Raw genomic sequence first — 24,869 nt, 5'->3', positions numbered from 1 at the left:
TTGCTGGTCACTGGTCACTGATAACTGAATTAAAGTCCTACCTCTAGAGGCTCGTCATAAGCACGCGAGTCTGACTAAGATTGACTTTTGAAGTGAATAAAAATTGACGCATGGTAATGGAATTGGCGATCGCAGAGGCAGCAATTGAAACCAACATCAAGCAATTTTTGTCAGTCCTAGCAGTGTCTCTAGGCGTGGCAACGCTACCGCAAGTCTTTAGCTGGTTTCGCCAAATCCCTTATACCCTACTACTCGTCATTGTAGGTCTGGGATTGGCGTTTGTAGATGTGCGCCTGGTCGAACTATCCCCTGGACTGATTTTGTCAATTTTTCTACCACCGTTGCTATTTGAAGCTGCTTGGAATCTGAAATGGTCGAGTTTGAAGCAAAATCTCGTGCCAATTTGCCTTTATGCGGTAGTGGGTGTAGTTATCTCAATTGTGGGAGTGGCATTTAGTTTAAATCAATTTGCCGCACTGCCTTTGACAACAGCTTTACTAATTGGCGCAAGTCTCTCTGCTACCGATCCGGTTTCCGTGACTGCTGTATTTCGAGAATTAGGCGTAAGCAGTCGTTTGACAACTTTAATGGAAGGCGAAAGCTTATTTAATGATGGGATGGCAGTGGTTGCCTTTGAATTTTTAGTGGCACTGTCTTTCGGAAACACGCAGCTTGGAGTTCAGCCAATTTTAGTCCAGTTTTTTGTGGTTGTAGGCGTTGGTGTTGCTGTAGGAGGTTTAATTGGTTTTGGTATTTCCTACCTGACGCAAAGATTCGATTTACCTTTAGTCGAACAATCTTTAACTCTAGTTGCTGCTTACGGCACTTACATAATTACTGAGGATTTGGGCGGTTCTGGAGTGATTGGAGTCGTGACTTGCGGCTTAATTCTGGGAAACTTTGGCTCTCGCATCGGCATGAATCCTCGCACGCGAATTATTGTCAGCGAGTTTTGGGAGTTTTTGGCGTTTTTTGTCAACTCGATCGTGTTTTTGCTAATTGGCGACCAAGTTCACTTTACAACGTTGGGAGAGAATTTAGGCATAATTGCCGTAACGGTAGGGGCAATTGTTGTCATGCGAGCGATCGCAATTTATACTCTCAGCCAGTTGAGTAACTATCTTGCTAAATCTACCATCCCCTTACCAGACCAAACGGTACTTTGGTGGGGTGGGTTGCGCGGTTCCGTCTCCATTGCTTTAGCATTGAGCGTATCGGCTGCTCTCCCAGAGCGAGATAAAATTATTGCTACGGTGTTTGGCGTAGTATTATTCACCTTGCTGTTTCAAGGATTGACAATTAAAACTTTACTGCAAAAGTTAAACTTATTAGGCGATCGCCCTCGTCAAGAGCAATATATGGAATTTATCGCGCGACGGGTTGCCCTCGATCGCGTGTTAAAACAGTTACAGGCAGACCAGCGCCCAGGTATCGACCCAGAGTTTTATCGCTACCAAGAAGCACTAATTAAAGGCGGCATCGAAGATTTGCAAAAAGAAATCGAGCAATTGCAAAACGAGTATCCCGACCTGATAAATTTTAGCGCCGAACAATTACGCTCCGAACTATTGGCAACCGAGGCGAATACATATGCGGAATTTGTCAAAGCCGGACGATTAAATCGAGAACTGTCGCCGTTTCTCCCAGAAGTGTTACAAACTGGAGATGGGCATAGCGATTAAGCCATAGGCGATTAAATTTTCTACAGTCCGCGCAGGCGGACTTCGCTTGTGTAGTCGCGAATTCAATTCGCCCAGGCTTTCTAAGAGGAATGCTGCCATCGATCCAAAATATCTTTAAACAAAGTTTCTTCAATCCAGGTTTTAGCAACTACTGCGAGGGGAAGTGCCATCAGCAATCCCAAAGCCCCAAAAAAAGTAGTAAAGAAAATTTGTGCCGTCAGCGTAACTGCTGGTAGTAGCGCAACTTGATGAGCCATTACGGTTGGCGTTAGCCAGTAACTTTCAACATTCTGAATGATGATATATAAAACTATAACGGCGAGAGCTTTCCAGGGTGCATCCAGAAAGGCGATCGTCGCTGGTAAAAATACACTCAGAGTGGGTCCAATGTTGGGAATAAAATTCAGTAATCCTGCTAAAACTGCATGAGCCAACGCTAGCGGTACTTGCAATATCCACAAACCAATTCCACTCAAAGCACCGATAAATACCATTTCAATCAAAGCACCAACCGTCCACGCACCCAAACCATCGGCACAGCGAGTCAGGATTTCATCTACTCTTTTGCGATAAAATGCGGGAAAACAACGGATAAAAGCTTTGCGATAAGGCTGAGGATTAACTAATATCATTAAAGTTAAAATCAGCACCAGCAAAAATTCTAACAACGCACCCACAGAGGTAGAAAAGAAAGCTAACATCTGTGCTGGGAGATTGGCAATGTAAGGCTGAATCTGTTGGATAATTTGATTTAAATCGGGAACTTCTGGCAAAAATGGCGCAACCCGCAGCTCTAACCAATTAATTCCTTGTCGAATTCGTTCTATTCCAGACGGTAAAAGTTCTACCAAGTCTTGAAACTGATTGATAAAGGGAACTACAATCAGCCAAAAACTCACAGTTAGTAGAGCAACAACAATACCTAAACTCAACCATACCGCTCCAGCTCGTTTCATGCCCGATCGCCCAAATCGTCGCACGAGTTGATTAATTGCTACTGCTAATACAGATGCTGTAAATAAAAGTAACACTAGCTGTCGAATTTGCCAGAGGATGTATAGGGAAACAATCAGTGCAAATAATCCCAGCCATTGCCCAATTCTCATTGCTTGTTTGACTCCTTGCTTCTGCCTGTCCTTGACTCATAAAGGAATTTTCAACCACAGCCAAAAGGCAGAATTAATATTTTGCTGACATTTTCTACCGATTTGAGTCATGAGGCATACGAGCATTGCTAGCCTCATTCCGATTTAACAAATGACTAATAACCAATGACCAATGACAGTCACATCAAAAGATCTTATGACCCATTGAGGATTACCAGATAACTTGCTATTTCTAGAATTGTTCCTAATTGTGATGGAAAAGTGATAGTAAGACAAGCATATTTTTTTATCATTTTCTAGTCACATTTGACTTCAAAACTAGAAACAAACTGATGAAATAACTTGAAAATGCCGAGCTTGTACTTTTTGTAATTCAGACCAAACGAGATTTTCATATCTTGCAGATAACCGATCGCGCGATCGCTCAATTAAATTGTAAATCTAAGCACAGAGCTAATTACTCCGAATGATAGAGGTAGAACGAGTAGTTGTAGTTATTTGCTTAAAAGGCAAATATCTAGACAGTAAATATCCAAATATTCACCTTTTTCAATAGCAAAAGCACATTTTGGCTAATTATTAGTGGAGCCAACTGCGATTTGTATTAACAACTTTCATGAGGTAAATTATGGATTGGCAGGCTTTGTGGCATTGGCTTTATATTGCAGGGATGGCGATCGGGGCAATCCACTTCATCATGCTTGGTAGAAATCCTCGTGGTGTCCCCAGATATGAGTATTTAGTTGCCGCTTTTATTCCGATCTGGTCGGGACTGGCATATCTGTCGATGGTTTTACCAGGTGCGGAGTTAGAACAAGGAAAGATTGAGGTGGCGGGACAGGTGGCTCATTTTGCCCGTTACATCGATTGGATTGTCACTACACCGCTATTGTTATTAGCCCTGTCTTGGACGGCAATGCATCGCCTGCACAAAAAAGACTGGACGCTGATTGCCTCTTTAATGGCTACTCAAGTCATTGTAGTTGTTTGCGGTTTAGTTGCCGATCTGTCTGTCATCCCTTGGGTGAGATATTTATGGTACATCAACGGTGTAGTTGCCTTCTTTGTTGTTTTGGCAGGAATTTGGGGACCATTGCGTGCCAAAGCCAGCAGTCAAGACTCAGCTCTGTCTAGTTTTTACACCAAAATTGCTACTTATTTCACAGTGCTATGGGTTTGCTATCCGATTGTCTGGATTCTCGGTCCTTCCGGTTTTCGGGTTTTCGGTCAAACTGTAGATACATTTTTGTTTTGTCTGATTCCCTTGTTTTCCAAAGTCGGATTTAGCTTCTTAGATTTACATGGCTTACGCAATCTCAGCAGTCCTGACACGCAAACTCGTCTTGATGAAAGTGTAGGCGGTGTAATGCGGATGATGGGATTTGCAACTGTCGTAGCACAACCAAGGCGATCGCAAGCACAGAGAAAAACTCGTTATTTATCAGGAGGTATGCGATAATGCAACCAGTTGGACATACAAAATGGGCAATCGCAGAGGGTTATATCCCAGCTTATAGCAATGGACCCGAACCTCAATTTACCAGCCATGAAACCGTATGTATTCTCAATGCTGGTGACGCAGATGCCCATGTTGAAATAACAATCTTTTACAGCGACAAAGAACCCGTTGGTCCTTACAAAGAAACTGTTCCAGCCCGACGCACGAAACATATTCGCTTCAACAACCTCAAAGATCCAGAACCAATCCCCCTCGACACCGACTTTGCCAGCGTCATTGAGTCGGACGTGCCAATTGTCGTCCAGCATACCCGTTTAGATTCCCGTCAAGCAGAGAACGCCCTTCTCAGCACCATTGCCTACGCTAGCAATTAGCTTAAAAAACATAGGCAAGAAAAAGAATGGTTCTTTTGGGTTGCGGGTGATAGTCGATCGCTCCCTGCAACCAATGGTAGATGATCATCGTCGCCGGATCGCGCAGGATGAAGCAATTGTCAGCTTATTGCCTGATTTTCAAATACTAAGTGCCCTAGCTTTGCACTTCAATTTTTAAGAGGAGAATATGAGCAACAAATTTCTTTTTCTAGCTCCAGTTTTAGGGCTGTCCCTGCTTATTGGTGCTTGCGAACCCACGGGTACAGGCGGTACTGGTGGTACTGGTACTACTGATACTACTAGTCCTGCTGAAACTCCTGCTACTAGCCCCACAACTCCAGCTGAGACTCCAGGCACGACGACCACCCCACTTGAGACTCCAGGCACGACAACCACCCCACTTGAAACTCCAGGCACGACAACCACCCCACTTGAGACTCCAGGCACGACAACCACCCCACTTGAAACTCCCACCCCAACCGTCACGCCTTCACCTTCCCCATAACTTGTCTTTATCGACTCGACTTGCGATCGCCAGTTGTAGCGATCGCTGGCATTGAAAATTCTCATTGTTGATGGTGGAGTTGTTAGCTCTCCACTGTTGGCAATTTTGTCATGCAGTTCATGTTAGTAGAGCAGTTGTTTCGTGACATCTCAAGTACGAACAATAAATTGAGCGATCGCCTTGACAAACTATTCCTAAGATGAATAAGGAAAATTTAACCAAAAATAAACGGCAACAAAAACGACCGTGGAAATTATGGATAGCATGGACACCGATCGCCTTAACTCTAGTAGGATGCGAGCCTGCTAGAGATATTTTTTCTAGAATTCCTGGGCTGGGACCACCTGCTACCGAACAGCCAAAAACCCCAGCGAAATCTCCTGCTGTTGCCGAAATGGAAGCAGAGATTCGGCAGCGTATTAACGATATTCGGCAGCAGAATAATTTGAATCCGCTAGAACATAATGAAAGGTTAGCTCAAGTAGCCCGCGATTACAGCCGTCAAATGGCGCGGGAAGATTTCTTCAGCCACACTAGCCCTAGTGGTAGTACCCCAGCGCAAAGAGTCAGTGCCGCAGGCATTACTTATTTAATGGTGGGGGAGAACTTGTTTAGAAGTACCAACGTTCCTAACCCCATTTCCTCATCAGTTAAAGGCTGGATGGATAGCCCAGGACATCGGGAAAACATTCTGCGTTCTGCTTTCAACCAAACAGGTGTTGGGATTTGGCAAGATGGCAACAGATTTTATGCCACGCAATTATTTATGCGATCGCTTTTTTAATTCAGTGAGTAGTGAGTAGTAAGTAGTGAGTAGTGGTGAAAATACAAATTACAAATTACCAATCCTTACAAACATTTCATAACTCAAACAAAAATAGTATAAATTATGTGAATCAGTGTTGAGCAATCAATTTGACAGAACAAGCTTGGCAATCTTGGAAAATTAAATCATCTTATGCTCGATTGGATTACGAATGTTATTTCTAGAATGGGCTATCTGGGTATTACCTTGTTGATGGTGCTGGAAAACTTCTTTCCTCCCGTGCCAGAGGAAATCGTCATGCCATTGGCAGGGTTTACCGTCCAAAGAGGCGAATTAAATTTTCTATTTGTGGTGTTAGCGGGAACAACGGGAACTGTTCTAGGAGCGATAATTTGGTATCACGTTGGCAAGCTGGTAGGTGAAAAGCGGCTGCGGAAATGGGTAGATAAACATGGCAAATGGATCGGTTTATCTGGTGAAGATATCGATAAATCCAAGCGATGGTTTGCTAAATATGGGGGAATTGTCGTGTTCTTCGGTCGATTTATTCCAGGTATTCGCACTTACATTTCCATCCCTGCTGGTTTAGAAGGCATGGCTTTACTACCTTTTGTGTTGTACTCGTCAGCTGGTACTTTTTTGTGGATAGGAATACTAACTTATGCAGGTTACGTGCTAGGGCAAAACTATCAGTTAGTAGAAAAGTTTCTCAGTCCTGCTTCTACAGTTTTCTTCGTATTAGGGTTTGTATGTTTCGGAATTTGGGTGATGTATCGCCGTCACAAGCAGAAACAGAAAGCAAAAAGATAACAAAATTTCTTCTGCCATCTGCCCTCTGCTTTCTGCCTCCTGCTATAGTTTTGCAGATTCTAAAGGTTTTCTTCGATTTAATTGACGGTTAGCAATCTTATCTGCAATCTGGTTGAAAAAATGCTCTGTATTTGTATCTTCTCCACCCCAAGCAGGAATTTTTGCCCCAATTCTAGTAAAGAAATCATACACGATAAATTGAGCGATTTTTTGCTTTTTCCCTTTAGCTGACCAAATAATCTGACAGGGATATGCGAGAATGCCCGCAGTCGGAATTAATCCCACTAATAAAGCAACCCAAGGAATTTCTTGTCTGGCGATCGCCGCTTGTAATGCTCTCCAAGATGTATAAATCGTGCGGTAAACTGGACCACCAACAATCAACCAAGTTATAAATACCAACTCATTAATCAAGCCTACGAAGTATAGTAGTGGCACTAATACATATTCGATAATTTTAACAAATAACTTGATGCCTAAATGAACGCCAAAATCAGTTAAATATTCGCTGCTTTTTTCCCGCTCTAAGCTTTGAAACAAACTGTCAGCTTCTTCGTTAATTAAATGCTTTCTGTTTTGCCAATTCTCGATCCTTCTTGCTACATAGTTTCTAACTATATTAATTCTATATCTTTGCGATAAAATAAATCTCCAAAGGTTATAAAAAAATTGGAGATACGGAATATTAATAATTTTGTGGACAAGAGCAATAGGTAATTGAATTAATAGTTGATTGATAATTTTTTGAAAAATATTCCAAAATCCCCGTGTATACCACAACAAGAAATGCTCAGAATACCATCTCGCTTGTTGCTCGTCGATCGCGCCTTTTTTCAATTGATATTGAATACTGCGATCGACTCTCCTCATTGATTTCCATTCGTCTTGATGATACTCTAATCGGTCAACCCACCCTAAAACTTCCTGATATTTCTGGCTGCCTATATTTGCTACTAATTCTACTTGATAATTATGTATATATCGTTTTAACTTATAATTATCTACATCATCAAACATCGCCCGTTTGTATTTTAATGTCTTGGGCAAGTAAAATGAAAATAGAGCAATGATATTTATCGGGAATAAAGCTGGAACACCCGATTCTAAATCTATCCAAACAAAAACAGGCTGGTTTGAAGTATCACTGGCTAATAAGAAATTGTTTAAAGCTGTAGGAGTACCTTTGCCAGCTTGCCAAACTAATCCGTCTAAGCCTGCCTCAATTAATTTTTTTTGCAATGGTAGCATGATACCGCGAACTAATGCAGGTAATTCGATTGCCCGTTCTCGGCTACACGGTTGAAGCAGCGAAACATGTCTTCCCTTGATAAATTCTGTATCTATTTGATAAGCTTTAAACTCTTGATTCCACTTGGTAGAAAGAGCATCTGCAACTGTGAGGCGATCGCCAAACCAAAATTGTACTAATTCACCGAGAATTTTGCGGCGATAAAATGCACAAGCGATCGCATCTTTGTTCCAAATATAAGGATTAGGAGAACCAAAGAAAAAGTAATGAATTATGTTAGCAATCGTATCTGGATAAAATATTTTACGGGCGATCGCACCTGACTGGCTCTCAACTAAAAATACCTTCCCCGATCTTCCTGCTCCTAAAAGCTTAGCAACAGAGGACTCTTGTAAAGCTGCCATTAATTTGCCCGCCTTAAAGACATAGTAAGTGTTAATATTACCTATATGTCTTTGTTAAAATCTCTACCAAGGGAAAGGGCTATTGAGATAATATATATCTACTACTTCAGCTTCGTTATACATCCGCACGCAACCGTGAGAAACAGCTTTGCCTACAGACTCAGGATTAGGAGTACCGTGAAAGCCAATTGAATTTTTACCATCTGTCCAAAAACCAATCCAGCGAGTACCAAGTGGATTTTCAGGAGTACCACCAGGGACAGTTTCCCCTGTAAATGGGTGTATCCAAGTAGGCTGTTTTAACATTTGACCGACGCGGAAATTACCAGTAGGAGTTTCCCAGTCTTTGCGACCTATAGCAACAGGATAAGATTTAACTGGAAGTCCTTTTTGAAAGAGCGTAACTCTACGGCGACTGAGACTTAACCTTAAGCGTGTGGGTTGAGTGTTTGAATTTAGTTGAGTTGTTGAATTTATCAGTGTAATATTTTTGACTTCTGGTTGTTTTCTTTTCTGACTTTCAGCTTCAGTTGCCAACAAAAACTGAGGAATATATAATAAACCGCTCAATAAGAGCAAACTCAATAGTCCGAGCGATCGCTTTAGCATTAGAAAAAATTACCTTGTAGAGAAAAACTATCACACATATCAACTAGTAAATTCAATTACTTAACATCCCTCTTAGGTAAGAAGTCTTTTTGTGTTGAAAAGCAAGAAGATTCACATATGTTTTATCACTTTTGAGTCACATTTGTTATTAATCCTGGAGATAGAAGATTTGGTGTTTATTTAGTATTCGTAATTACAAGTTGTGCGATCGCTACTTTCACTCATGAGATAGACACTGAATCCAACAATAGAAGGTAGCTTGACTATTAATGTCGCTACATTAAAGATTTTGACGGCTGCCAATCGTATCGAGTCAAGAGAACGAGGTAACTTATGGATCGGTTAAAGTCTTTACCAAACTGGTTGCGTCCGACTCTTTTACTCGGATTAATTCTTTTGATTGTTGCCTTTGTGGGTTATCAACTTGAGCTAACTCTACCAGGAAGACCGCCAAATATTAATAATACCTATACCCCACTGACAAAATCACCACCAAACTCAGTAGGTTCGTACGACGTATTAGGTTATGCCCTCAGCAAAGAGGAAGCCGACCGAGTTCTACAAACCGAGGAAGGACGAGAACTGTTATCTGCCGACAATGGCGCAGTTAAAGTAACAGAAGAACTTATAGACCTGGGACGTGATGCTTTTTATCGAGAAACCTTTGGCAATGAATATCTATTTACCGATGTCGTTGGTGTCTTAGATGGTCCGATTAATCTCGGTAGTGTTGCTAAAGCAGTTTTAGCTTTGAAGGGAGACGCAACAACTAACCTTCAGATTCCCGTAGATAAAGATGTCATAGTGGGAGATCGTTCCTTCAAAGCAGGCACAGTCCTGAATACTGGTTTAGATGTACCCAAAGGTTCTCTCTTTCCCTTGGGAATGGTGACTCATATTGACAATGCAAAACCTCGCGTCGGCATTAGCTGTGCGTTGTGTCATGCTACTGTCAGTGACAAAACAGGGCGCGTTCTGGAAGGGGCAATCAATACAGATATCAATCTCGGTGCGCTGCTGGCGCTGGCGAGTAATTCAGCCGCACTCTTTCGCCAGACAGATGTTAATCCAACCAAAGTTACTACGGGTCAGCAGACTTACATCAATGCTGACGGCGAAAACGCATATCTCCCAGATGCAAAAATTCTGGAAGATAAAGTAGACGCTGCGATGCTGTCTTGGATTCCTGGCAACTTTGTCTCGAATGGCGACCTCAAAAACAACTCAGCACAGATTCCAACTTCTTACACTCACGGCGCTTGGCCCTATGCGTGGAGTGGTGTTGCTTCTATTGGCTGGTTCCACGGACTCACGACTTTGAACAACGCCGTATTCGGCGTAAATGCCGACCCTGCAACCACAGCAGATGCAGCCGAGGCTCTTGCAGGTATTGATAAAGATACTTATTTGGGTACGATGCTACAAAATGCATCCAATCCCATGTATCGCTTGCCAGAGGCAGTTAAACCATCAGAATTCTTTGACAAGATCGATCCGACACCAGGAGAACCTGGCTTCAACGAAGTGATTCGGATGCCAGAATATCCCAAGGCTTCACTGTTCATGCAAAATGGGTTAATGGCAGCCTCGCCAGGATACCAAGTAGCAGAACAAATCAATGCCATGTCTGCGTATCAGAATACATTAGCACCACCTCCCCACGAAGCTGCCGATCTGGAGACACTCAAACGCGGTGCGGCAGTTTTTAACAAAGCTAATTGCGCCCAATGTCATAGTGGTAGGTACTTCACCAATCATAGAGTGATTGCCCAAAAGGAAGTCAAGACGCAACCAGCACGGGGACCAGCTTCATCGGGTTTTGCTACTAAGTTGTTCGTACCACCCGACACTTATCCGCCGAACGTACCCGTACCTCTACCACCCGATCCGCCAGTGCTACCAGTACCAACGGATATCACACCCCAGAAAGACATCGAACTTGCCTATGCTCAAAGCGATCCGGCTGGTGGTTACAAAGTACAAAATTTAATTGGACTTTACCTGAGTGCGCCTTACTTGCATGATGGTGGTGTGGCAGCTGGCGCAGCAGCCTTTAAACAAAATGCTGATGGTAACTATGAAATTAGCGATCGCACCCAGTTGGGTGTAACAGGCACTCTAATGCAGGGTATTTTACCCGATCCAGAGGCAAGTTTGAGAGCATTGCTCGATCGCGATTTACGCGAACCGATGCTAGCGGCTAACCGCAACAATTCTGACTTGCAGCGATCGAACGTCAGCGGTGAAGGACACGCCTACTGGGTCGATCGCGCTGCTGGTTTCACGACTGGCGACCAAACCAACCTAATTAAATTCTTGTTGTCAATTGATGACGATCCAGCAGTGCTACCGAAATCATCCAAATGATAACAAACAGGAGCAGTAATTCATATCTGCTCCTGTTCTACTGAGTATTAAACCCAGATTTGAACATTTCAAACAAACTGTAGCCACCTACAAATAGGGAAATTAAAATCGACGTAGTGAGAACGGCTGCGATCGAGCAAACCACTAAACCACCTAGACTAATAGCACCATCATCATCTAGTAAACCAAATCCGGTGATAAAAATGCCAATTGCAGGTAAGGTGTTTGTGCCAGGAATGGGAATCATCATGGAGACAGCCATCAAAGCGATCGCAATTCCAATTACTACTCTTCCTACCAAGCTGGTACAAACATAGGTCAGGCGAGGACGAGATATTGATTCAATCCGCCTTAACCAGGGAAGACCTCGATCTAGAATAGCTCGAATTTTCTCCAATTGAATCGGGCGATCGGCTAACCATTGCGGTAGCCAAGGACGCTGAGATCCTATTGCTAGCTGAATCGCCAATAGGAAAATGAGCAACCCAAAGGGGATAGAGTAACCAGGTGCGGGAACTGGCAAGGCAGAAGGTAGGGAAAGCAAAACGAACAAAAAGCCAAATATTCTCTCCCCTGCTATAAGCAGCAGCTCTGCTAGTGTAACCTGGGGTGGGCGTTCTGCTTCTAAAAAGAAGTGATGCAATTCTACAGAAAGTCGAGCCATAAAGTAATATCTACGTCGAGCGAACAAAAAGATTCTATTTGGTTTAAAGCGATTACTTCTTCTTAGACCTGAATTCTACACAGTGAATTGCTTCTTTAGTCATAGCAATTGTAGGCTGCACGGCACACTTTAGGTAAGGATTGTGAGAAAAGAAACGACACTTTCTGCAAGGAATTTGAGAAGACATACCTTCAAACATGTCTTCTACATCTTCCCTAGTAACCGCCCACCTTTTTGAATACATTAAAAAACAGATTAAACCGCTGATAAAAATAAGCCCTATCGATACTTCAGAGAAAGGATGATTAACCGTGACCTCCTCTATTTTTATATTGTTAGGTTGCGCTTCGCTAACAATAATCTGACTTGCGTTAGCTTTCTCTGAAAATAAGTTTTTCAAAAAATTATCGGAAGACATATACTTTCCTCCAGCAATTGATGACTTACAAAATTTATTCAGACAAAATTTTCTGAAATTTAAAAACTTATACCTACAGGCATAACGATAGATAGAGGGCGATATCTCTACTATTAGTTTTATTTGGCGATCGCTTCGCTCTACCAGAAGATATAAATTTAAAAAAACTATACTGGTCGATGCATTTTATTGCAAATTGCCGATTTTTGCTCTCATGCCTCATCAGATTGCGATCGTCAAAAACAATGAATGAAACGACTCTTGGAATGCCAATTACATATTATCGATCGCCACTTGCTAAATGTTTGTCATTTTTCAGTCACAATTGACTTTCAGGCTGATAAATATATCCCAAAGTAGAGAGCAGAGCGCCTGCTTACCTTAAGAAACGATGAAACTAAATGTGAATCTAGGGTGGATATTTTTTGGTTGTACTTTATTAATTGGTATGGCTCTGCCTGCTAGTTCTCAGCAGCCACAGCAACAACAGATAGAGCGGATGGAAGGCTACTTAGCAACGCCTCAACAGTTAAAATTTGACGAATCGCTACTGAAGCAATTAAACTTACCAGCGGGATTTGAGATTAATGTATTTGCTAAAGATCTTGGTAATCCGCGCAATTTAGCAATTGCTCCTGACGGCACAATTTATGTCACTCGCCGCGAAGAGGGCGACATTTTGGCACTTCGAGACAGCAATAAGGACGGACGCGCTGACACGCAGCAAACTGTTGCGTCGGGTTTTCCCTACGCAAATGGCATTACCATTCGCCAAAATCGTCTCTACTTTGTTACGGATCGAGAGTTGTATGTAGCAGATTTACGACCAGGCGGAAAAATTAGCAAACCGCAACAACTCATCGGTGACTTACCCGATGGCGGACAGCACCCAAATCGTACTCTTGCCTTTGGTCCTGATGGGGCGCTTTATGTTTCAGTTGGTAGTTCTTGTAATGCCTGTGACGAGTCTAACGAAGAACACGCGACAATGCTGCGAGTGCAACCAGATGGTAGCAAGCGGACGATTTTTGCACGGGGATTGCGAAATACGATTCCCTTTGGCTGGCATCCACAAACAGGGGAGTTTTGGGGTCTAGATCACGGTACTGATTGGCGCGGTAACGACCAACCGCCAGAGGAACTGAACTTAATTCAAGCCGGACAACATTATGGCTGGCCCTTCTGTTGGGGCGATCGCCAACCAGATGTATATTTATCAGCAGATCCCGAAGGTACGACCAAGAAAGAATTTTGTGCCAAGACCGAACCGCCCGTTCTAACTTACACTGCTCATAGTGCGCCTTTAGCGATGGTATTTTATACAGCTTCACAGTTTCCCGCCGAATATCGCAATGATGCCTTCGTCACCATGCGCGGTTCGTGGAATCGCAATCCTCCTGTAGGATATAAAGTCGTGCGATTGCGTTACGAGAATGGCAAACCAGTGGCTTTTGAAGACTTTATTACTGGATTTCTCAATGACAAGAAATCGATACAGTTTGGTAGACCAGTTGGCATTGCTACAGCTCCAGATGGTTCTCTACTATTTACTGATGATACGAATGGTGTAATTTATCGCGTCTCCTACACGGGTAACAAGCAGGCAACTCATCAGCAGTAAAACAGGAATCATAAATCTGTCATTTTCTCATCATATTTTGCCGTCACACTAATAACTAGTTACAATTACGCACAATTGTAACAAAGCTAGCTAGCAGCAAATTGCACTTAGTTGTTAGTCTTGATGGGTAATTGTAAATGAAAGCTAAATTTTACTTATCAATTACTCATCAATTTTTTCTTTAAGTTTTTTGATTTCAAAGTTAATTTGAGTAGGAATACTCAAACAGAGTAGGTTTAATGCTATTAATAATGCGATTTGTTTTCAATATCTATAAAATTTTTTATAAAAACATACTTTTAGGATTGTAGTCAGGACAGTTGCTTGCCTCTTTTGTTAGCACGATTGTTGGGTGTACTGCACACTTGAGATAAAGATTGTTAGAAAAGAAAAGACATTTCCTACAAGGAGACTGAGAAAAACTAGCAGTCTCGATAATATCTTCCAGATCTTCCTGCGTAGCTGCCCATGACTTAGACAGCATAATGAAACAAATAATACAGATCAGAAGTACAATACCCAAAGATAGGTTAGTAACTATAGGTTTGTTCTCAACTTTCTCAGTTTTGACTCCCTCTGACTCTACTTCACTAACAACTATCGACTTGAAGTGAGTTTCTGCTGCTGCTAACCTTTGATGCTTAAATACATCTTCTGAATACATATAGTTTTCTCCAGCCCTGAATGACTGCGATCGCATCCATTAGCGACACAGCTCTAAAATTCGTTATCAAAAATAGTTAGGGCTGGCGATATTCACTAAATCCAATCTAACAAATATTTAGAACATTAGCAAAATTATCATCCCAAAGATAGAATTGACTCTTCTATCGATGTTAAATCATCTCGCTTCTAACCAGCGTTTTTTGCTCACTATTCTTTTCTGTCATTTTCTCATCACAATTTAGCTACACACTAAGAGTAGCTGTTACAGTTTTAACGCTGTAATTAAGTGGCTGGCGGCAATTTGCACTTAGTTGTATGACAGCGGCTATAGATAATTGAAAATCACCAATCGTTCAATTAATAATTAGCCGTCCGTCATTTTTTAACAACATCAACTATAAGCTGACTGAATATCTATGAAAACATTTTTTCATAACTGTATCTTCCGTCAACACAACTTAAAATGGAAAAATATGATGAAAAGATGAGTGGACGATGATTCGCACTTAGTATAGGATTGTTAGATATTTAGTAATTAAAAATTGAATTTTTGAACTCAGATCGCTCTTTTATTTGCTACTCTTTTATTTAAAAACATATAAACAAGATTGAGAGTATTATTTATGATAAACCTCATTCTCAGTTGGTTAGTCACGACTATTAGTTTTTTAATTATCGCTCGATTACCTTTTTTGGGGATTGAGATTGATAACCTTGGTAAAGCAGCAATAGCTGCCGCTGTATTTGGCATTCTGAATGCTATTTTACTGCCCGTGCTAACCATTCTTGCTTTGCCATTTATTCTGATTACATTAGGGTTATTCTTGTTTGTTGTAAATTCCATTATTTTTGAATTAGCTGCGGCTATAGTGCCAGGGTTTCGCTTACGTTACGGCTTTTGGAGTTCTACAATGGGTTCGCTGGCTCTAGCAGTTATTAACTCTATCCTCATGGCAATTGTGCCACCAATTATTTAGAGCAAGATAATAGAGAATTCAAAATCGATAAAACTGAAGTTTTCACAAAATAAAGATTACTCGATTTCTAAACAAGGCTTATGAGAATTCGCTCTCTAATCAAAGTAAATAAATGGTTTGTCGTTGGGTTTTTACTCACAATCGTGTTAGCTATTGGTCAACCATTACTGCTAGCACAGGCGCAGACTTCTACAGCCATATCGCAAGTATCGCCTGCAACCCAGCAGTCCCGTCCCGTAGCTTCACCCAAAGAAGAACTGAGCGCCAATCCAGCACAATTACCACCATTACCATACGAATACAATGCTTTGGAAAAAGCCATTGATGCCAAAACCATGAAGCTGCATCATGACGAGCATCATGCAACTTATGTCGAAGAGCTGAATAGCGCCCTGAAAAAGTATCCCGATCTACGTAACAGAAGCGTAGAAGCAATGTTGCGCGATTTGGATGACATACCAGAAGCAATCCGCACTACTGTACAAAATAATGGCGGCGGTCATCTCAACCATACAATTTTTTGGCAAATTATGAGTCCCAAAGGAGGGGGACAACCCACAGGACAAATTGCTCAAGAAATTAACAAAACCTTCGGTAGCTTTGAAAAGTTTAGAGAACAATTCAATGCAGCAGGAGGCGATCGCTTTGGTAGCGGTTGGGTTTGGCTGGTGCGTAATGCTAAAGGACAACTGGAGATTACGAGTATGCCAAATCAAGACAATCCCATTATGAAAGATCGGTATCCAATTATGGGTAATGACGTATGGGAACACGCTTACTACCTGAGATACCAAAACCGTCGAGCGGAGTATTTAAATAATTGGTGGAATGTTGTTAACTGGGAAGAAATAAACCGCAGATGGCAAGCTTCATCACAACAGCAATAGGAGTCAGATCCCAATGCGAAGCTTATTAATGAAAAATCCATTGACGATCGGAGTCTCATGGATTGGGCTATATCTGTTACTCACGGTTTTACCTCTACTGATTCTGCTGTTCTACCCTCCCACACCCAGTGACACGCGAACTTTTTGGATTGAGTTTTCTGTCGCTCTCGGTTTCATCGGGTTAGCAATGATGGTGCTGCAATTCGCCTTAACTGCCCGTATTAACCGTGTGGAAGCTTCTTATGGAGTTGACCTGATCCTCCAATTTCATCGCTATACTTCTATCGTTGCTTTCGGTTTTATTCTGCTGCATCCGGTGATTTTGTTTATCGACCAGCCGGAGACATTACAACTTCTTAACTTTTTTCAGGCTCCCTGGCGAGCTAGATTTGCCGTTATCGGAACGCTGGCTTTGATCGTGCTGATTGTCACTTCTATCTGGCGCAAGCAACTCAACATACCTTACGAGCCTTGGCGGATTCTGCATGGAATTATGGCAGTTCTTGCAGTTGGTTTCGGTCTAGCACATGCTCTTGGTGTGAGTTACTATCTCAGCTTGTTCTGGAAAGCAGTTCTTTGGGGTGGAATTGCTCTTGTCGCCTTGTGGCTGTTGGTTTATATCCGCTTGGTGAAACCTTGGATGATGTTGAGAAAGCCTTACTTGGTAGAAACAGTCACTCCCCAAAGAGGCGACGTTTGGAATTTGGTACTGCGTCCTAGAGGACATGAAGGATTGCGTTTTCAACCAGGTCAATTTGCTTGGATTACCTTGCAAATTTCACCGTTTCGGATGCGGGAACACCCGTTTTCCTTTGCTTCGAGTGCGGAAAAGCCCGATCGCATCGAATTTGGGATTAAGGCATTAGGAGATTTTACCAAGACAATCAAAGATGTCAAACCTGGCACTAAAGCCTTTCTTGATGGTCCCTACGGTGTTTTTACTAGCGATCGCTACGAGAATACAGCAGGGTTTATCTTCATTGCTGGTGGAATTGGCATTACACCAATTTACAGCATACTCCTGACTCTAGCCGATCGCAATGACGAACGACCGTTAACTTTAATCTATTCCAGCAAGACTAGGGAGGATATTACCTATCGCGAAGAAATTGAAGCACTCAAAGACAGATTAGATCTAACAGTCATCCACGTTCTAAGAGAACCGCCAGATAATTGGTCGGGAGAATCGGGATATGTAGATAAAGAGCTATTAAAACGCTACATTCCTAAACGTCCAGCTACGCGCAATTATTTTATTTGTGCTGCACCAAAAATGATGGATCAAGTCGAGCAAGCGCTGCACGATCTAGATGTACCCGTAACTCACGTTCATATGGAACATTACAATCTTGTTTGAAAAAGTCAAAAGTTAAGCGGGCGATTGGCGAAGCGTCTTCGCCAATATTAGCCGCGTAAAAGTTAAAAGTCAAACCGGTAGTAACTACAACTACCAATTACTAATTACTAATTACCAATTACCACTTTTGTCATGCGTTACAGTATCATGCTTCAGCTAGTTACTGGAATTGCCTTTATTCTGGTTGTTAGTGCAGCCATGTTTGCTTGGTTGCAATATCGTCCTGGTTCAGAACAGGGAACTAACTCGGAGATAAACAGTGTAGAAAAATGGATTGCTATTAACAATATGTATAGCAATAGTTAAGTGAAAACTCATTCTGCTTTGCTATGTCCGCCAAATAATTACAACCAATCGTTCTGGTCGCCGCTGGTGCTGGCTAGAAAAAGCTATAGCCATTATTGGTTTAATCAATTTAATCTTGGTCTGTTTCAATTTAAGTTACATACCTTGGCGAGACTTTTATTTGCAAACTGTTCCTAGGAACGGGATTAGTATTTGGCGAAGTCGTGGATTTAAATATTTTCCCTAGTAGCAGATACTAAAGAGGAGTCAGGAGTCAGAAGTCGGGAGTCAGAATGGCTACTGTACGACACGGCGATTGACTTGAGGGGTACAAGAACTGAGCCAAATCAATGAGTTTGGTGCTACGCGGCTTAATGCGTGAATCGCATTCACGCACCGCCCGCTGACAAATATGAAGAGGAGTTTGAATCTCACCGAGAGTATTTCTCCTGACGACTGGCATCACGGCTCCTGGCTCCTATTCAACGATTCGATAGCTGACTAACATTCGTATTTCTTGACGAGATAGTTTTAGTTCTTGAGCTAGAGTAGCTTTTAACCGCTCGATATCTGTAGTTGGAAACTCCAATTCTAATTGTTTAAGAGCGGCATCAATAGTTTTGATTTCGATTTTAGTTGCTCCCTGTTTTTTGTCAATCTGAGCTAAAATTCCTTGCACGCTGAATTTAAGTTGTCCCTGAATTTGCGTGCCAGATTGCAATCCGGCTTGAGAGGAGAAGCCCAGTTCACGAGCGAGTATAGTTTGAAGCGCGTTTGAGTCTACAGTGGGAAATGCAAATATCAATTTCTTGAGTGGGGATTTGGTAGTTTCAATCTCAACTTCAGTCAACTCTAATTCTTTCTCGATTTCGGCTTTGACTACTGTTGCCTTAATTGGTAGCTGTACTTGTAAATGAGAATTCTCAGCTTGTAGCTTATCTAACCCCACAAAGGAAAGGCTTAGCACATTGTTTGTGAGTTGTTCGCCAAACAGCCCAAAAGCCATTAGGAGTAGCGGTAGCGGTAGCAGAAATCCTAACCTGAAACTAGGAAGTTTGAGCAACCAGTGAAACATAGGTACGATTCGGCTCAGCTAGGTGAAGTCACGAGTCAATTTGGTGGGTGTTGTAACGATTGAACGGGTACTGCTTGTATCAGTATTTCCCTAGAGGGTAGGTTTGAGAATCTGACTAGTGGAGGATATGCCGCTTTAGATGAGCTGGAAGATGCAGGTTGGTTTTTGGCAGGAGCAGCAATGCAACCGATTCGAGAAAGTTACGAACAACTCCAACGTTTCACCTCAGGCAGTGATGAATCTGCTGAGTAACGCCTTTAAGTACACCCCAGTGGGCGGTAGCGTGCAATTGCGACTGTTTACTCGTTTCGATCGAGCCGCGATCGCAGTTGAGGATAGGGGCATCGGCATTCCCGAATCAGATTTACCCTATATCTTCGATCGCTTTTGTCGTGTCGATCCCAAGCGATCGCGCAAAACTGGCGGTTTTGGATTGGGTTTAGCGATCGCCCAGCAGATCGTTCGCGCTCACGGCGGTTATATTAATCAAAAGTGTCTGCGAACAAGGTTCTACTTTTCAAATTCAACTCCCGCTCGCTTAGATGCGATCGTTTTCTTGTCATATTCGATGAAGCTAAATTTGCCAACCCAGAGTCTCAGCAATCTGATTTGCTAGCTGTAATGGATCGAAAGGTTTAGCGATCGTTCCAACAACACCCAAGCGAGCGTAGCTTTCACGGTCAACAGGCTGTACTTTGGCAGTTAGCAAAATTACAGGAATCGCTTGAGTGGCTGGATTCTCTTGTAGCTCCCGAAACAAAGCAATTCCATCTAGATCGGGCATCATTACATCTAACAAAATGGCATCGGGCTGTTGGGTCTGTGCCTTTTGCAAACCCTCGCTGCCCGATTGTGCCGTTAATACTGTCCAACCTCCTAGTTTTCTCAAACACGTCTCAATCACTCTAGAAAGGCGTTGTTCATCGTCAATTAGAAGAATGCGTTTGGATGGCATTTGAATAGGGAGTGGGGAGTGGGGAGGTAGTGGGTGGTTGGGGATCTTTGCTTGCTGGAGATGACAAATTGTTCTCACAGAGGTTTTCAATTGGGTGAAATATACGCCTGGTAGGGGCGCACAGAGAAAGCGCCCCTACAAATGTCATCCACACAATCGAGAATTGCTATCAAAATTAATTTGTTCTCAAGATTAATAGTATCGATCGCCCGTTTTTCTCTGTCGCGCGGACTAAATACAGCAAGTTCTAATAGGCACTTTTTGCTACAGCGAAATCGCGACCGCCCTTACTCTTGAACCAGTGGGATTGTAAAGTAGAATGTGCTGCCCTGTCCTAAAACGCTTTCAGCCCAGATCTGCCCGCCGTGTAGTTGCGCGATCGTGCGACAAATGGCTAGACCCAAACCTGTCCCGCCTCTTTGCCGAGAGTCTGATGCATCAACCTGCTCAAACCGTTCAAAGATAGTTTCTAATTTATCGGCAGGAATACCGCGTCCAGTATCTTTGACGGTAAATAAAAGTTCGGGAGTTGGTGATTGGTAATTGGTAATTGGTAATTGGTAATTGGTGGTTGTGTTTTCTCCCCCAACTCCCCAGTCTCCCCATCTCCCTTGTCCCCACTCCCCACTCCCCACTCCCCACTTCCCAGTTCTGCACTCAACCAAACCGTTGCACCTGGGGGCGAGAACTCGATCGCGTTGCTTAATAAATTAACTAGAATTTGAATTATCCGGTCGGGATCGATGTAAATTCGCATCGATAGCGGTGACAAGGACAGTGTAATTTCGTTCTCTTCTGCAACAGGTTGGAGGCTTTCGACAGCTTGGCGCATAGTTGCAGCAGCATCGCACCACCGTTTAACTAAAGTCAGTTTGTTGGATTCTAGCCGCTCTAAGTCGAGAATGTCATTCACCAAACGTATCAAGCGTTCTGTATCAAGCGAGGCAATTTCTAACATTTCTTGGGCTGTTTCTGGCTCGTTGAGCAGTAGTCCGGCAGAAAGTAACCCGACAGCACCGCGAATTGAAGCTAAAGGCGTGCGTAATTCGTGGCTGACAACAGAGATAAACTCGCTTTTCATTTTTTCTATGGCACGAATTTCGGTGATATCTTCGATCGTGCCAACATAACCGATCGCCTCACTACGGGAAAAGAGCGGCGCTACCTTAACTCGACCAAATCGGACTGTTCCATCCCGATGCAAATAACGCACTTCCCCACAGAATTCTTGATGCGCTGCCACTGCTGGCAACCATTGCGACCAAAGCTGCCTTGTATCATCAGGATGGATAAACCGTCGCCAGCCAGTTTCCAATGCTTCCTCAACCGTAAAGCCACAAATTTCCTGAGCGCGAGAATTGGTGTAGGTGCAGTTTCCTTGAGAATCTAATTTAAAAATGCCTAGGGGTAAAGCTTCGTTGAGAAAACGCAACTCAGCTTCGCGGCGGCGCAGTTCTTTCTCAGCTAGCTGGCGATCGCTGATATCATGAAAAGTTACTACGCCTGCGGTTACGTTACCTGCTGCATTACGGATGGGTGCAGAGCTAACAAGCATTGTCCCCCGCGTACCATCCCCAGCCAAAAAATCGATTTCTTCTTCGATGACGACTTCCCCACTCAGGATCGATCGAGCTAGGGGCCACTCTTGCGGGTTGTAGGGTCGCCCGTCCTGGTGAAACCCCTTATATTCGCAATACTGCTCGACGTTATCGGCAACCAGGAAAGAATGTCGCCAGATCTGCTCTACTTGTTGATTTCCCAAGATCAGCTTACCGGAAGGAGCTTCGGCAATAATCACTCCCGCAGGCATTTGCCGCAACACTGTTTCCAGCAATCCCCGTTCTGTCTGCACCTGCTGTAAAAGTCGCAGATTTTCGATCTCCGCTCGCTTGCGGGAGGTGATATCGCTATTGACTAAATAGTAAACGACACAAATGAGTACTAAACTTAGGAACAAAAGAATTAAAAATGCTTGCGTTGTCAGTTGGGAGATCGCTCTGTAATCTCTAATCCGACGCTCTAATAATCGATTCTCTTCTTGCTCCATCTCGTTAATCAAAGCACGAATAGCATCCATTTGCTGTTTGCCCTGACCGGAAAAGATAACCTGCACTGCTGGCTCAAACCCTTCATTGCTTCGCAAGGCAATAGTTTTCGCCATCAAACCTAGTTTTGCCTCGATCTGTCGTTCGAGCAATTCGTACCGACGCTGTTGCTCTGGGTTATCTGCGATCGATACTTTAAGTTGCTGGAGTTGTGCGTCAATTTGAGCGATCGCCGCGTCATAAGGTTCTAAATAACGTCGATCTCCCGTGAGTAAGTAGCCCCGTTGTCCTGTTTCGGCATCCGCCATGTTCGAGAGTACCGTTTCCAGTTCCAACAGCACCTCATGAGTATGTTGCAGCCAACGGCTTGCTACGTTCTGCCTCAGCGGAATTTGTACCAAGATCGCCCCAGTAATGCTGGCTGTTGTTAATAGCGCCACAAAGCCGATGGAAATCTTGCTGAGGACAGACAGTTTCATAGGGAGTGGGGAGTTGACTCAACTTCTGGGCTGTTGCCGCAAGCGGATGCGTTCTAGACGATTCAAGAGCCGAGTTATCAGTTCGGGTGCGACAATCGGTTTGCAGATATAGTCATCTGCACCAGCCATAAATATCTGGTGAATTAAATCGGCATTTTCTCGCTCTAATAGCATTAGAATTGGTAGATTTTCCCATCGCGGGTCATGGCGTACTACTTGACAAAGTTCAATTCCGCTAAACTGTGGCATAGATATATCTAAAACTAGCAGATCTGGCACTGCGGTTCTCAGTAGTTCCCAAAAGCGTTGCGGTTGGGCTAGAGTTGTCACTTGCAACCCCCAAGCAGGTAGTAGCTCGACGAAAGTTGCTAGAATTTGGGGATCGTCATCGACAACCAGGATTTTAGCTTCTGGAATGGGAGGGGGATCGATGACCTGAGCGATCGCGTTGAAAACCTCACTGATGGAAATGGGTTTGTGTAGAAAAGCGCGTCCGCCTAAACGAGTAACTGTAATCCGGTCAGTCAAACTATCGCGCACGGTAAATGCTAACACGGGAATGGAAGAGTTTTGCTCGTCCAGTTCTGCTAAAAGCTTGAGTCCATCCTCAGTATCTTCATTAAAGCTTAAATCTAACAAAATGGCATCGGGCGGGTTTTGGGCGATCGCCCTTCTACCATCTGCCAAAGTCGTTGCTATTTCTAGATTGAATCCAGCCGCGACTGCCGCTAGTCGTAGTTGGTTGACGAGAATGCGATCGTCATCTATTACCAGCAGTCGCGCCGAAGCAATTCTTGGTGAAGTTGGGGCAATTGGCATAGGGATTGCGACCAAAGCTTGCTTGAGTAACTCTACAAAATACTGTAATTGTCGTGTTGCTGTCTGCCGCAACGCCATTTCACCTTGCAGTAATAGCTCGATCTGCTGTGCCGCTTCAAATCCTTGCGATAAACCTAGAGAGCCTAACGAGCCAGCTAATTGATGAGCATGTCTTTCAGCTTGTCGCCGCAGTTCTCGTTCCAGCGTTCCGGCAGATAATTGGGCAATGACTTGCTCGAACAATGCTGTCTCCTCATTGAGGCTGGCTCTAATTTCCTGTAAAACCTCAGCCGCGACAGCCATAACTTCCTGCTGCGCTGGACTTGGTTCGATTTTGATTGGCAATACAGGCGAGCCTTGTACGGATTGCTCTAGATCGAGTGGAGATCCCAACTGGTAGCCTACGCCATAGATCGTCTCAATTATCTCTACTTTGACACCAGCTGCTTTCAACTTCTGCCGCAGTCCCTTCATATGTGCTGCAACCGTCCCTGCTTTGGCAGACTCCGTCGCCGTCCACAGCCGATCTAAAATTACGTCTTTACTGAAGATCCGTTGTGGATTTTCTAAAAAAAGCTGTAGTAATCTAAATTCTTTTGCGGTTAAATTCAGCGGCTTTCCTTGCCAAGTGACTCTGCGGGTATTGGGAAACAGTCGCAAAGCTCCCCAAGTCAGTGCAGGAGAAACAAATTGTTCTCGTCGCCGCAGCAAAGCGCCCACGCGAGCAACTAACTCTGCTGAGTCGAAGGGTTTGACTAAGTAATCGTCCGCGCCTGCATTCAATCCAAAGACGCGATCGCTGACACTAGCTTTCACGGATAACAGCAAAATCGGCAATTGATAGTTCTGTTCCCGCAGGTAGCAACACAGACTGATCCCATCTAATCCAGGCAGAACCACATCGGCGATCAGCAGGTCATATTCGTAAGACTGCATCAGTTGAATTGCCTTTTCGCTATCAGCAGCCACTTCGACTACATACTGGTGTTGTGCAAGTATTTCTATGATTTTTGCTACCGTATAGCGATCGTCTTCTACTAGCAAAATTTTCATCAGCACCCTTGCTTCGAGTAAAGAGTAACTACCACTTCAGATCGAGAAAGAAATTGCAGGTTTGGCGATTAACTACCTCGTACAACCTCAAATTTCTCAGCAAATTAAAGTTACCTTGCAGCTAAAAGATTTGAATTTTCCTCTTGTTGAGTCGAATATACTACCATAGATAGTTTTTTAACACAAAAAATATGCCTTTTAGTTACAATCTATAAAAATGAAGCAATTTTGAAGAAA

The 24,869-nt window shown here is 43.3% G+C and carries 23 protein-coding genes and 1 pseudogene; 12 read left to right on the top strand and 12 right to left on the bottom strand.

What is annotated here, in order from left to right:
- Positions 1-110: 110 nt before the first annotated feature.
- Positions 111-1,682, top strand: a complete 1,572-nt coding sequence (locus tag M5J74_RS22405) for a Na+/H+ antiporter (RefSeq protein ID WP_041462572.1) — start codon at positions 111-113, stop codon at positions 1,680-1,682.
- 80 nt (positions 1,683-1,762) lie between these two features.
- Here M5J74_RS22405 and M5J74_RS22400 read toward each other — a convergent pair whose 3' ends face one another.
- Entirely contained in the window at positions 1,763-2,788 is a 1,026-nt protein-coding gene (locus tag M5J74_RS22400; protein ID WP_015156225.1) for an AI-2E family transporter, read from the bottom strand.
- A gap of 628 nt (positions 2,789-3,416) precedes the next feature.
- Between M5J74_RS22400 and M5J74_RS22395 the strand changes: the two genes are divergently transcribed.
- Both M5J74_RS22395 and M5J74_RS22390 read left to right on the top strand, forming a co-directional pair.
- Positions 3,417-4,247 (top strand): bacteriorhodopsin, encoded by an 831-nt coding sequence (locus tag M5J74_RS22395; RefSeq protein ID WP_015156224.1) that lies wholly within the window; start codon positions 3,417-3,419, stop codon positions 4,245-4,247.
- A complete protein-coding gene (locus M5J74_RS22390) occupies positions 4,247-4,621 on the top strand; it encodes a sensory rhodopsin transducer (RefSeq protein WP_015156223.1) in 375 nt (124 codons plus the stop codon). The genes M5J74_RS22395 and M5J74_RS22390 overlap by 1 nt, the downstream gene beginning before the upstream one ends.
- A gap of 174 nt (positions 4,622-4,795) precedes the next feature.
- Here the strand turns inward: M5J74_RS22390 and M5J74_RS22385 are convergent, their stop codons facing one another.
- Positions 4,796-5,191 carry a hypothetical protein gene (locus M5J74_RS22385; protein WP_127024218.1) on the bottom strand — a complete coding sequence of 132 codons (396 nt, stop codon included), beginning with the start codon at positions 5,189-5,191 and terminating at the stop codon, positions 4,796-4,798.
- A 134-nt stretch (positions 5,192-5,325) separates the two neighbouring features.
- Here M5J74_RS22385 and M5J74_RS22380 point away from each other — a divergent pair, with 134 nt between their 5' ends.
- A complete protein-coding gene (locus M5J74_RS22380; RefSeq protein ID WP_015156221.1) occupies positions 5,326-5,910 on the top strand; it encodes a CAP domain-containing protein in 585 nt (194 codons plus the stop codon).
- A 174-nt stretch (positions 5,911-6,084) separates the two neighbouring features.
- A complete protein-coding gene (locus tag M5J74_RS22375) occupies positions 6,085-6,702 on the top strand; it encodes a DedA family protein (RefSeq protein ID WP_106218613.1) in 618 nt (205 codons plus the stop codon).
- Between the two features lie 42 nt (positions 6,703-6,744).
- On the opposite strand, the gene M5J74_RS22370 is transcribed toward M5J74_RS22375, so the two are convergent.
- Both M5J74_RS22370 and M5J74_RS22365 read right to left on the bottom strand, forming a co-directional pair.
- A complete protein-coding gene (locus M5J74_RS22370) occupies positions 6,745-8,355 on the bottom strand; it encodes a hypothetical protein (protein ID WP_250013285.1) in 1,611 nt (536 codons plus the stop codon).
- A gap of 63 nt (positions 8,356-8,418) precedes the next feature.
- Positions 8,419-8,964, bottom strand: a complete 546-nt coding sequence (locus M5J74_RS22365) for a L,D-transpeptidase (protein WP_250013283.1) — start codon at positions 8,962-8,964, stop codon at positions 8,419-8,421.
- Positions 8,965-9,297: 333 nt separating this feature from the next.
- Here M5J74_RS22365 and M5J74_RS22360 point away from each other — a divergent pair, with 333 nt between their 5' ends.
- Complete coding sequence (locus M5J74_RS22360) at positions 9,298-11,331, top strand: di-heme oxidoredictase family protein (RefSeq protein ID WP_250013282.1); 2,034 nt, start codon at positions 9,298-9,300, stop codon at positions 11,329-11,331.
- A gap of 37 nt (positions 11,332-11,368) precedes the next feature.
- On the opposite strand, the gene M5J74_RS22355 is transcribed toward M5J74_RS22360, so the two are convergent.
- Positions 11,369-11,995 (bottom strand): exopolysaccharide biosynthesis protein, encoded by a 627-nt coding sequence (locus M5J74_RS22355; protein ID WP_250013280.1) that lies wholly within the window; start codon positions 11,993-11,995, stop codon positions 11,369-11,371.
- Positions 11,996-12,047: 52 nt separating this feature from the next.
- Positions 12,048-12,413, bottom strand: a complete 366-nt coding sequence (locus tag M5J74_RS22350) for a hypothetical protein (protein ID WP_250013279.1) — start codon at positions 12,411-12,413, stop codon at positions 12,048-12,050.
- 391 nt (positions 12,414-12,804) lie between these two features.
- Here M5J74_RS22350 and M5J74_RS22345 point away from each other — a divergent pair, with 391 nt between their 5' ends.
- Complete coding sequence (locus M5J74_RS22345; protein WP_250013277.1) at positions 12,805-14,034, top strand: sorbosone dehydrogenase family protein; 1,230 nt, start codon at positions 12,805-12,807, stop codon at positions 14,032-14,034.
- 283 nt (positions 14,035-14,317) lie between these two features.
- Here the strand turns inward: M5J74_RS22345 and M5J74_RS22340 are convergent, their stop codons facing one another.
- On the bottom strand, positions 14,318-14,698 hold the full coding sequence (locus M5J74_RS22340; protein WP_250013275.1) for a hypothetical protein: 381 nt from the start codon (positions 14,696-14,698) through the stop codon (positions 14,318-14,320).
- Positions 14,699-15,323: 625 nt separating this feature from the next.
- Between M5J74_RS22340 and M5J74_RS22335 the strand changes: the two genes are divergently transcribed.
- The 4 genes from M5J74_RS22335 to M5J74_RS22320 all read left to right on the top strand — a co-directional run bounded on the left by M5J74_RS22335 (position 15,324) and on the right by M5J74_RS22320 (position 18,227).
- Positions 15,324-15,677 (top strand): phage holin family protein, encoded by a 354-nt coding sequence (locus M5J74_RS22335; RefSeq protein WP_015156212.1) that lies wholly within the window; start codon positions 15,324-15,326, stop codon positions 15,675-15,677.
- Between the two features lie 80 nt (positions 15,678-15,757).
- Positions 15,758-16,564, top strand: a complete 807-nt coding sequence (locus M5J74_RS22330; protein WP_305883601.1) for a superoxide dismutase — start codon at positions 15,758-15,760, stop codon at positions 16,562-16,564.
- A gap of 13 nt (positions 16,565-16,577) precedes the next feature.
- A complete protein-coding gene (locus tag M5J74_RS22325; RefSeq protein WP_250013273.1) occupies positions 16,578-17,921 on the top strand; it encodes a ferric reductase-like transmembrane domain-containing protein in 1,344 nt (447 codons plus the stop codon).
- Between the two features lie 132 nt (positions 17,922-18,053).
- Entirely contained in the window at positions 18,054-18,227 is a 174-nt protein-coding gene (locus M5J74_RS22320; RefSeq protein ID WP_015156209.1) for a hypothetical protein, read from the top strand.
- A gap of 457 nt (positions 18,228-18,684) precedes the next feature.
- Here the strand turns inward: M5J74_RS22320 and M5J74_RS22315 are convergent, their stop codons facing one another.
- Positions 18,685-19,281 (bottom strand): hypothetical protein, encoded by a 597-nt coding sequence (locus M5J74_RS22315; RefSeq protein ID WP_015156207.1) that lies wholly within the window; start codon positions 19,279-19,281, stop codon positions 18,685-18,687.
- 226 nt (positions 19,282-19,507) lie between these two features.
- Here M5J74_RS22315 and M5J74_RS33165 point away from each other — a divergent pair.
- Positions 19,508-19,823 (top strand): annotated as a pseudogene (locus M5J74_RS33165) (sensor histidine kinase); the annotation flags it as partial.
- Positions 19,824-19,855: 32 nt separating this feature from the next.
- On the opposite strand, the gene M5J74_RS22305 reads toward M5J74_RS33165, so the two are convergent.
- The 4 genes from M5J74_RS22305 to M5J74_RS22295 form a co-directional block, all read right to left on the bottom strand.
- On the bottom strand, positions 19,856-20,236 hold the full coding sequence (locus tag M5J74_RS22305; protein WP_015156206.1) for a response regulator: 381 nt from the start codon (positions 20,234-20,236) through the stop codon (positions 19,856-19,858).
- A gap of 287 nt (positions 20,237-20,523) precedes the next feature.
- The gene (locus M5J74_RS33620) at positions 20,524-20,700 is read right to left on the bottom strand and encodes an ATP-binding protein (protein ID WP_371934072.1); all 177 of its coding nucleotides are present in this window, start codon (positions 20,698-20,700) and stop codon (positions 20,524-20,526) included.
- A gap of 5 nt (positions 20,701-20,705) precedes the next feature.
- Entirely contained in the window at positions 20,706-22,760 is a 2,055-nt protein-coding gene (locus tag M5J74_RS22300) for a CHASE3 domain-containing protein (protein ID WP_250013271.1), read from the bottom strand.
- An 18-nt stretch (positions 22,761-22,778) separates the two neighbouring features.
- The gene (locus M5J74_RS22295; protein WP_250013269.1) at positions 22,779-24,632 is read right to left on the bottom strand and encodes a response regulator; all 1,854 of its coding nucleotides are present in this window, start codon (positions 24,630-24,632) and stop codon (positions 22,779-22,781) included.
- Positions 24,633-24,869 lie beyond the last annotated feature (237 nt).

The sequence above is a fragment of the Chroococcidiopsis sp. CCNUC1 genome (assembly GCF_023546805.1).
In the GTDB taxonomy this organism is placed as follows: Bacteria; Cyanobacteriota; Cyanobacteriia; order Cyanobacteriales; family Chroococcidiopsidaceae; genus Chroococcidiopsis; species Chroococcidiopsis thermalis.
This window is presented reverse-complemented; position numbering and strand designations above follow the sequence as displayed.

Excerpts from the sequence above, each read along its gene's own strand:
- M5J74_RS22320 (WP_015156209.1), top strand. The coding sequence starts at position 18,054 with ATGCGTTACAGTATCATGCTTCAGCTAGTTACTGGAATTGCCTTTATT.
- M5J74_RS22325 (WP_250013273.1), top strand. The coding sequence starts at position 16,578 with ATGCGAAGCTTATTAATGAAAAATCCATTGACGATCGGAGTCTCATGG.
- M5J74_RS22340 (WP_250013275.1), bottom strand. The coding sequence starts at position 14,698 with ATGTATTCAGAAGATGTATTTAAGCATCAAAGGTTAGCAGCAGCAGAA.
- M5J74_RS22300 (WP_250013271.1), bottom strand. The coding sequence starts at position 22,760 with ATGAAACTGTCTGTCCTCAGCAAGATTTCCATCGGCTTTGTGGCGCTA.
- M5J74_RS22400 (WP_015156225.1), bottom strand. The coding sequence starts at position 2,788 with ATGAGAATTGGGCAATGGCTGGGATTATTTGCACTGATTGTTTCCCTA.
- M5J74_RS22295 (WP_250013269.1), bottom strand. The coding sequence starts at position 24,632 with ATGAAAATTTTGCTAGTAGAAGACGATCGCTATACGGTAGCAAAAATC.
- M5J74_RS22385 (WP_127024218.1), bottom strand. The coding sequence starts at position 5,191 with ATGAGAATTTTCAATGCCAGCGATCGCTACAACTGGCGATCGCAAGTC.
- M5J74_RS22390 (WP_015156223.1), top strand. The coding sequence starts at position 4,247 with ATGCAACCAGTTGGACATACAAAATGGGCAATCGCAGAGGGTTATATC.
- M5J74_RS22335 (WP_015156212.1), top strand. The coding sequence starts at position 15,324 with ATGATAAACCTCATTCTCAGTTGGTTAGTCACGACTATTAGTTTTTTA.
- M5J74_RS22405 (WP_041462572.1), top strand. The coding sequence starts at position 111 with ATGGTAATGGAATTGGCGATCGCAGAGGCAGCAATTGAAACCAACATC.
- M5J74_RS22380 (WP_015156221.1), top strand. The coding sequence starts at position 5,326 with ATGAATAAGGAAAATTTAACCAAAAATAAACGGCAACAAAAACGACCG.
- M5J74_RS22315 (WP_015156207.1), bottom strand. The coding sequence starts at position 19,281 with ATGTTTCACTGGTTGCTCAAACTTCCTAGTTTCAGGTTAGGATTTCTG.
- M5J74_RS22395 (WP_015156224.1), top strand. The coding sequence starts at position 3,417 with ATGGATTGGCAGGCTTTGTGGCATTGGCTTTATATTGCAGGGATGGCG.
- M5J74_RS22355 (WP_250013280.1), bottom strand. The coding sequence starts at position 11,995 with ATGGCTCGACTTTCTGTAGAATTGCATCACTTCTTTTTAGAAGCAGAA.
- M5J74_RS22365 (WP_250013283.1), bottom strand. The coding sequence starts at position 8,964 with ATGCTAAAGCGATCGCTCGGACTATTGAGTTTGCTCTTATTGAGCGGT.
- M5J74_RS22305 (WP_015156206.1), bottom strand. The coding sequence starts at position 20,236 with ATGCCATCCAAACGCATTCTTCTAATTGACGATGAACAACGCCTTTCT.
- M5J74_RS22375 (WP_106218613.1), top strand. The coding sequence starts at position 6,085 with ATGCTCGATTGGATTACGAATGTTATTTCTAGAATGGGCTATCTGGGT.
- M5J74_RS22370 (WP_250013285.1), bottom strand. The coding sequence starts at position 8,355 with ATGGCAGCTTTACAAGAGTCCTCTGTTGCTAAGCTTTTAGGAGCAGGA.
- M5J74_RS22350 (WP_250013279.1), bottom strand. The coding sequence starts at position 12,413 with ATGTCTTCCGATAATTTTTTGAAAAACTTATTTTCAGAGAAAGCTAAC.
- M5J74_RS22345 (WP_250013277.1), top strand. The coding sequence starts at position 12,805 with ATGAAACTAAATGTGAATCTAGGGTGGATATTTTTTGGTTGTACTTTA.
- M5J74_RS22330 (WP_305883601.1), top strand. The coding sequence starts at position 15,758 with ATGAGAATTCGCTCTCTAATCAAAGTAAATAAATGGTTTGTCGTTGGG.
- M5J74_RS22360 (WP_250013282.1), top strand. The coding sequence starts at position 9,298 with ATGGATCGGTTAAAGTCTTTACCAAACTGGTTGCGTCCGACTCTTTTA.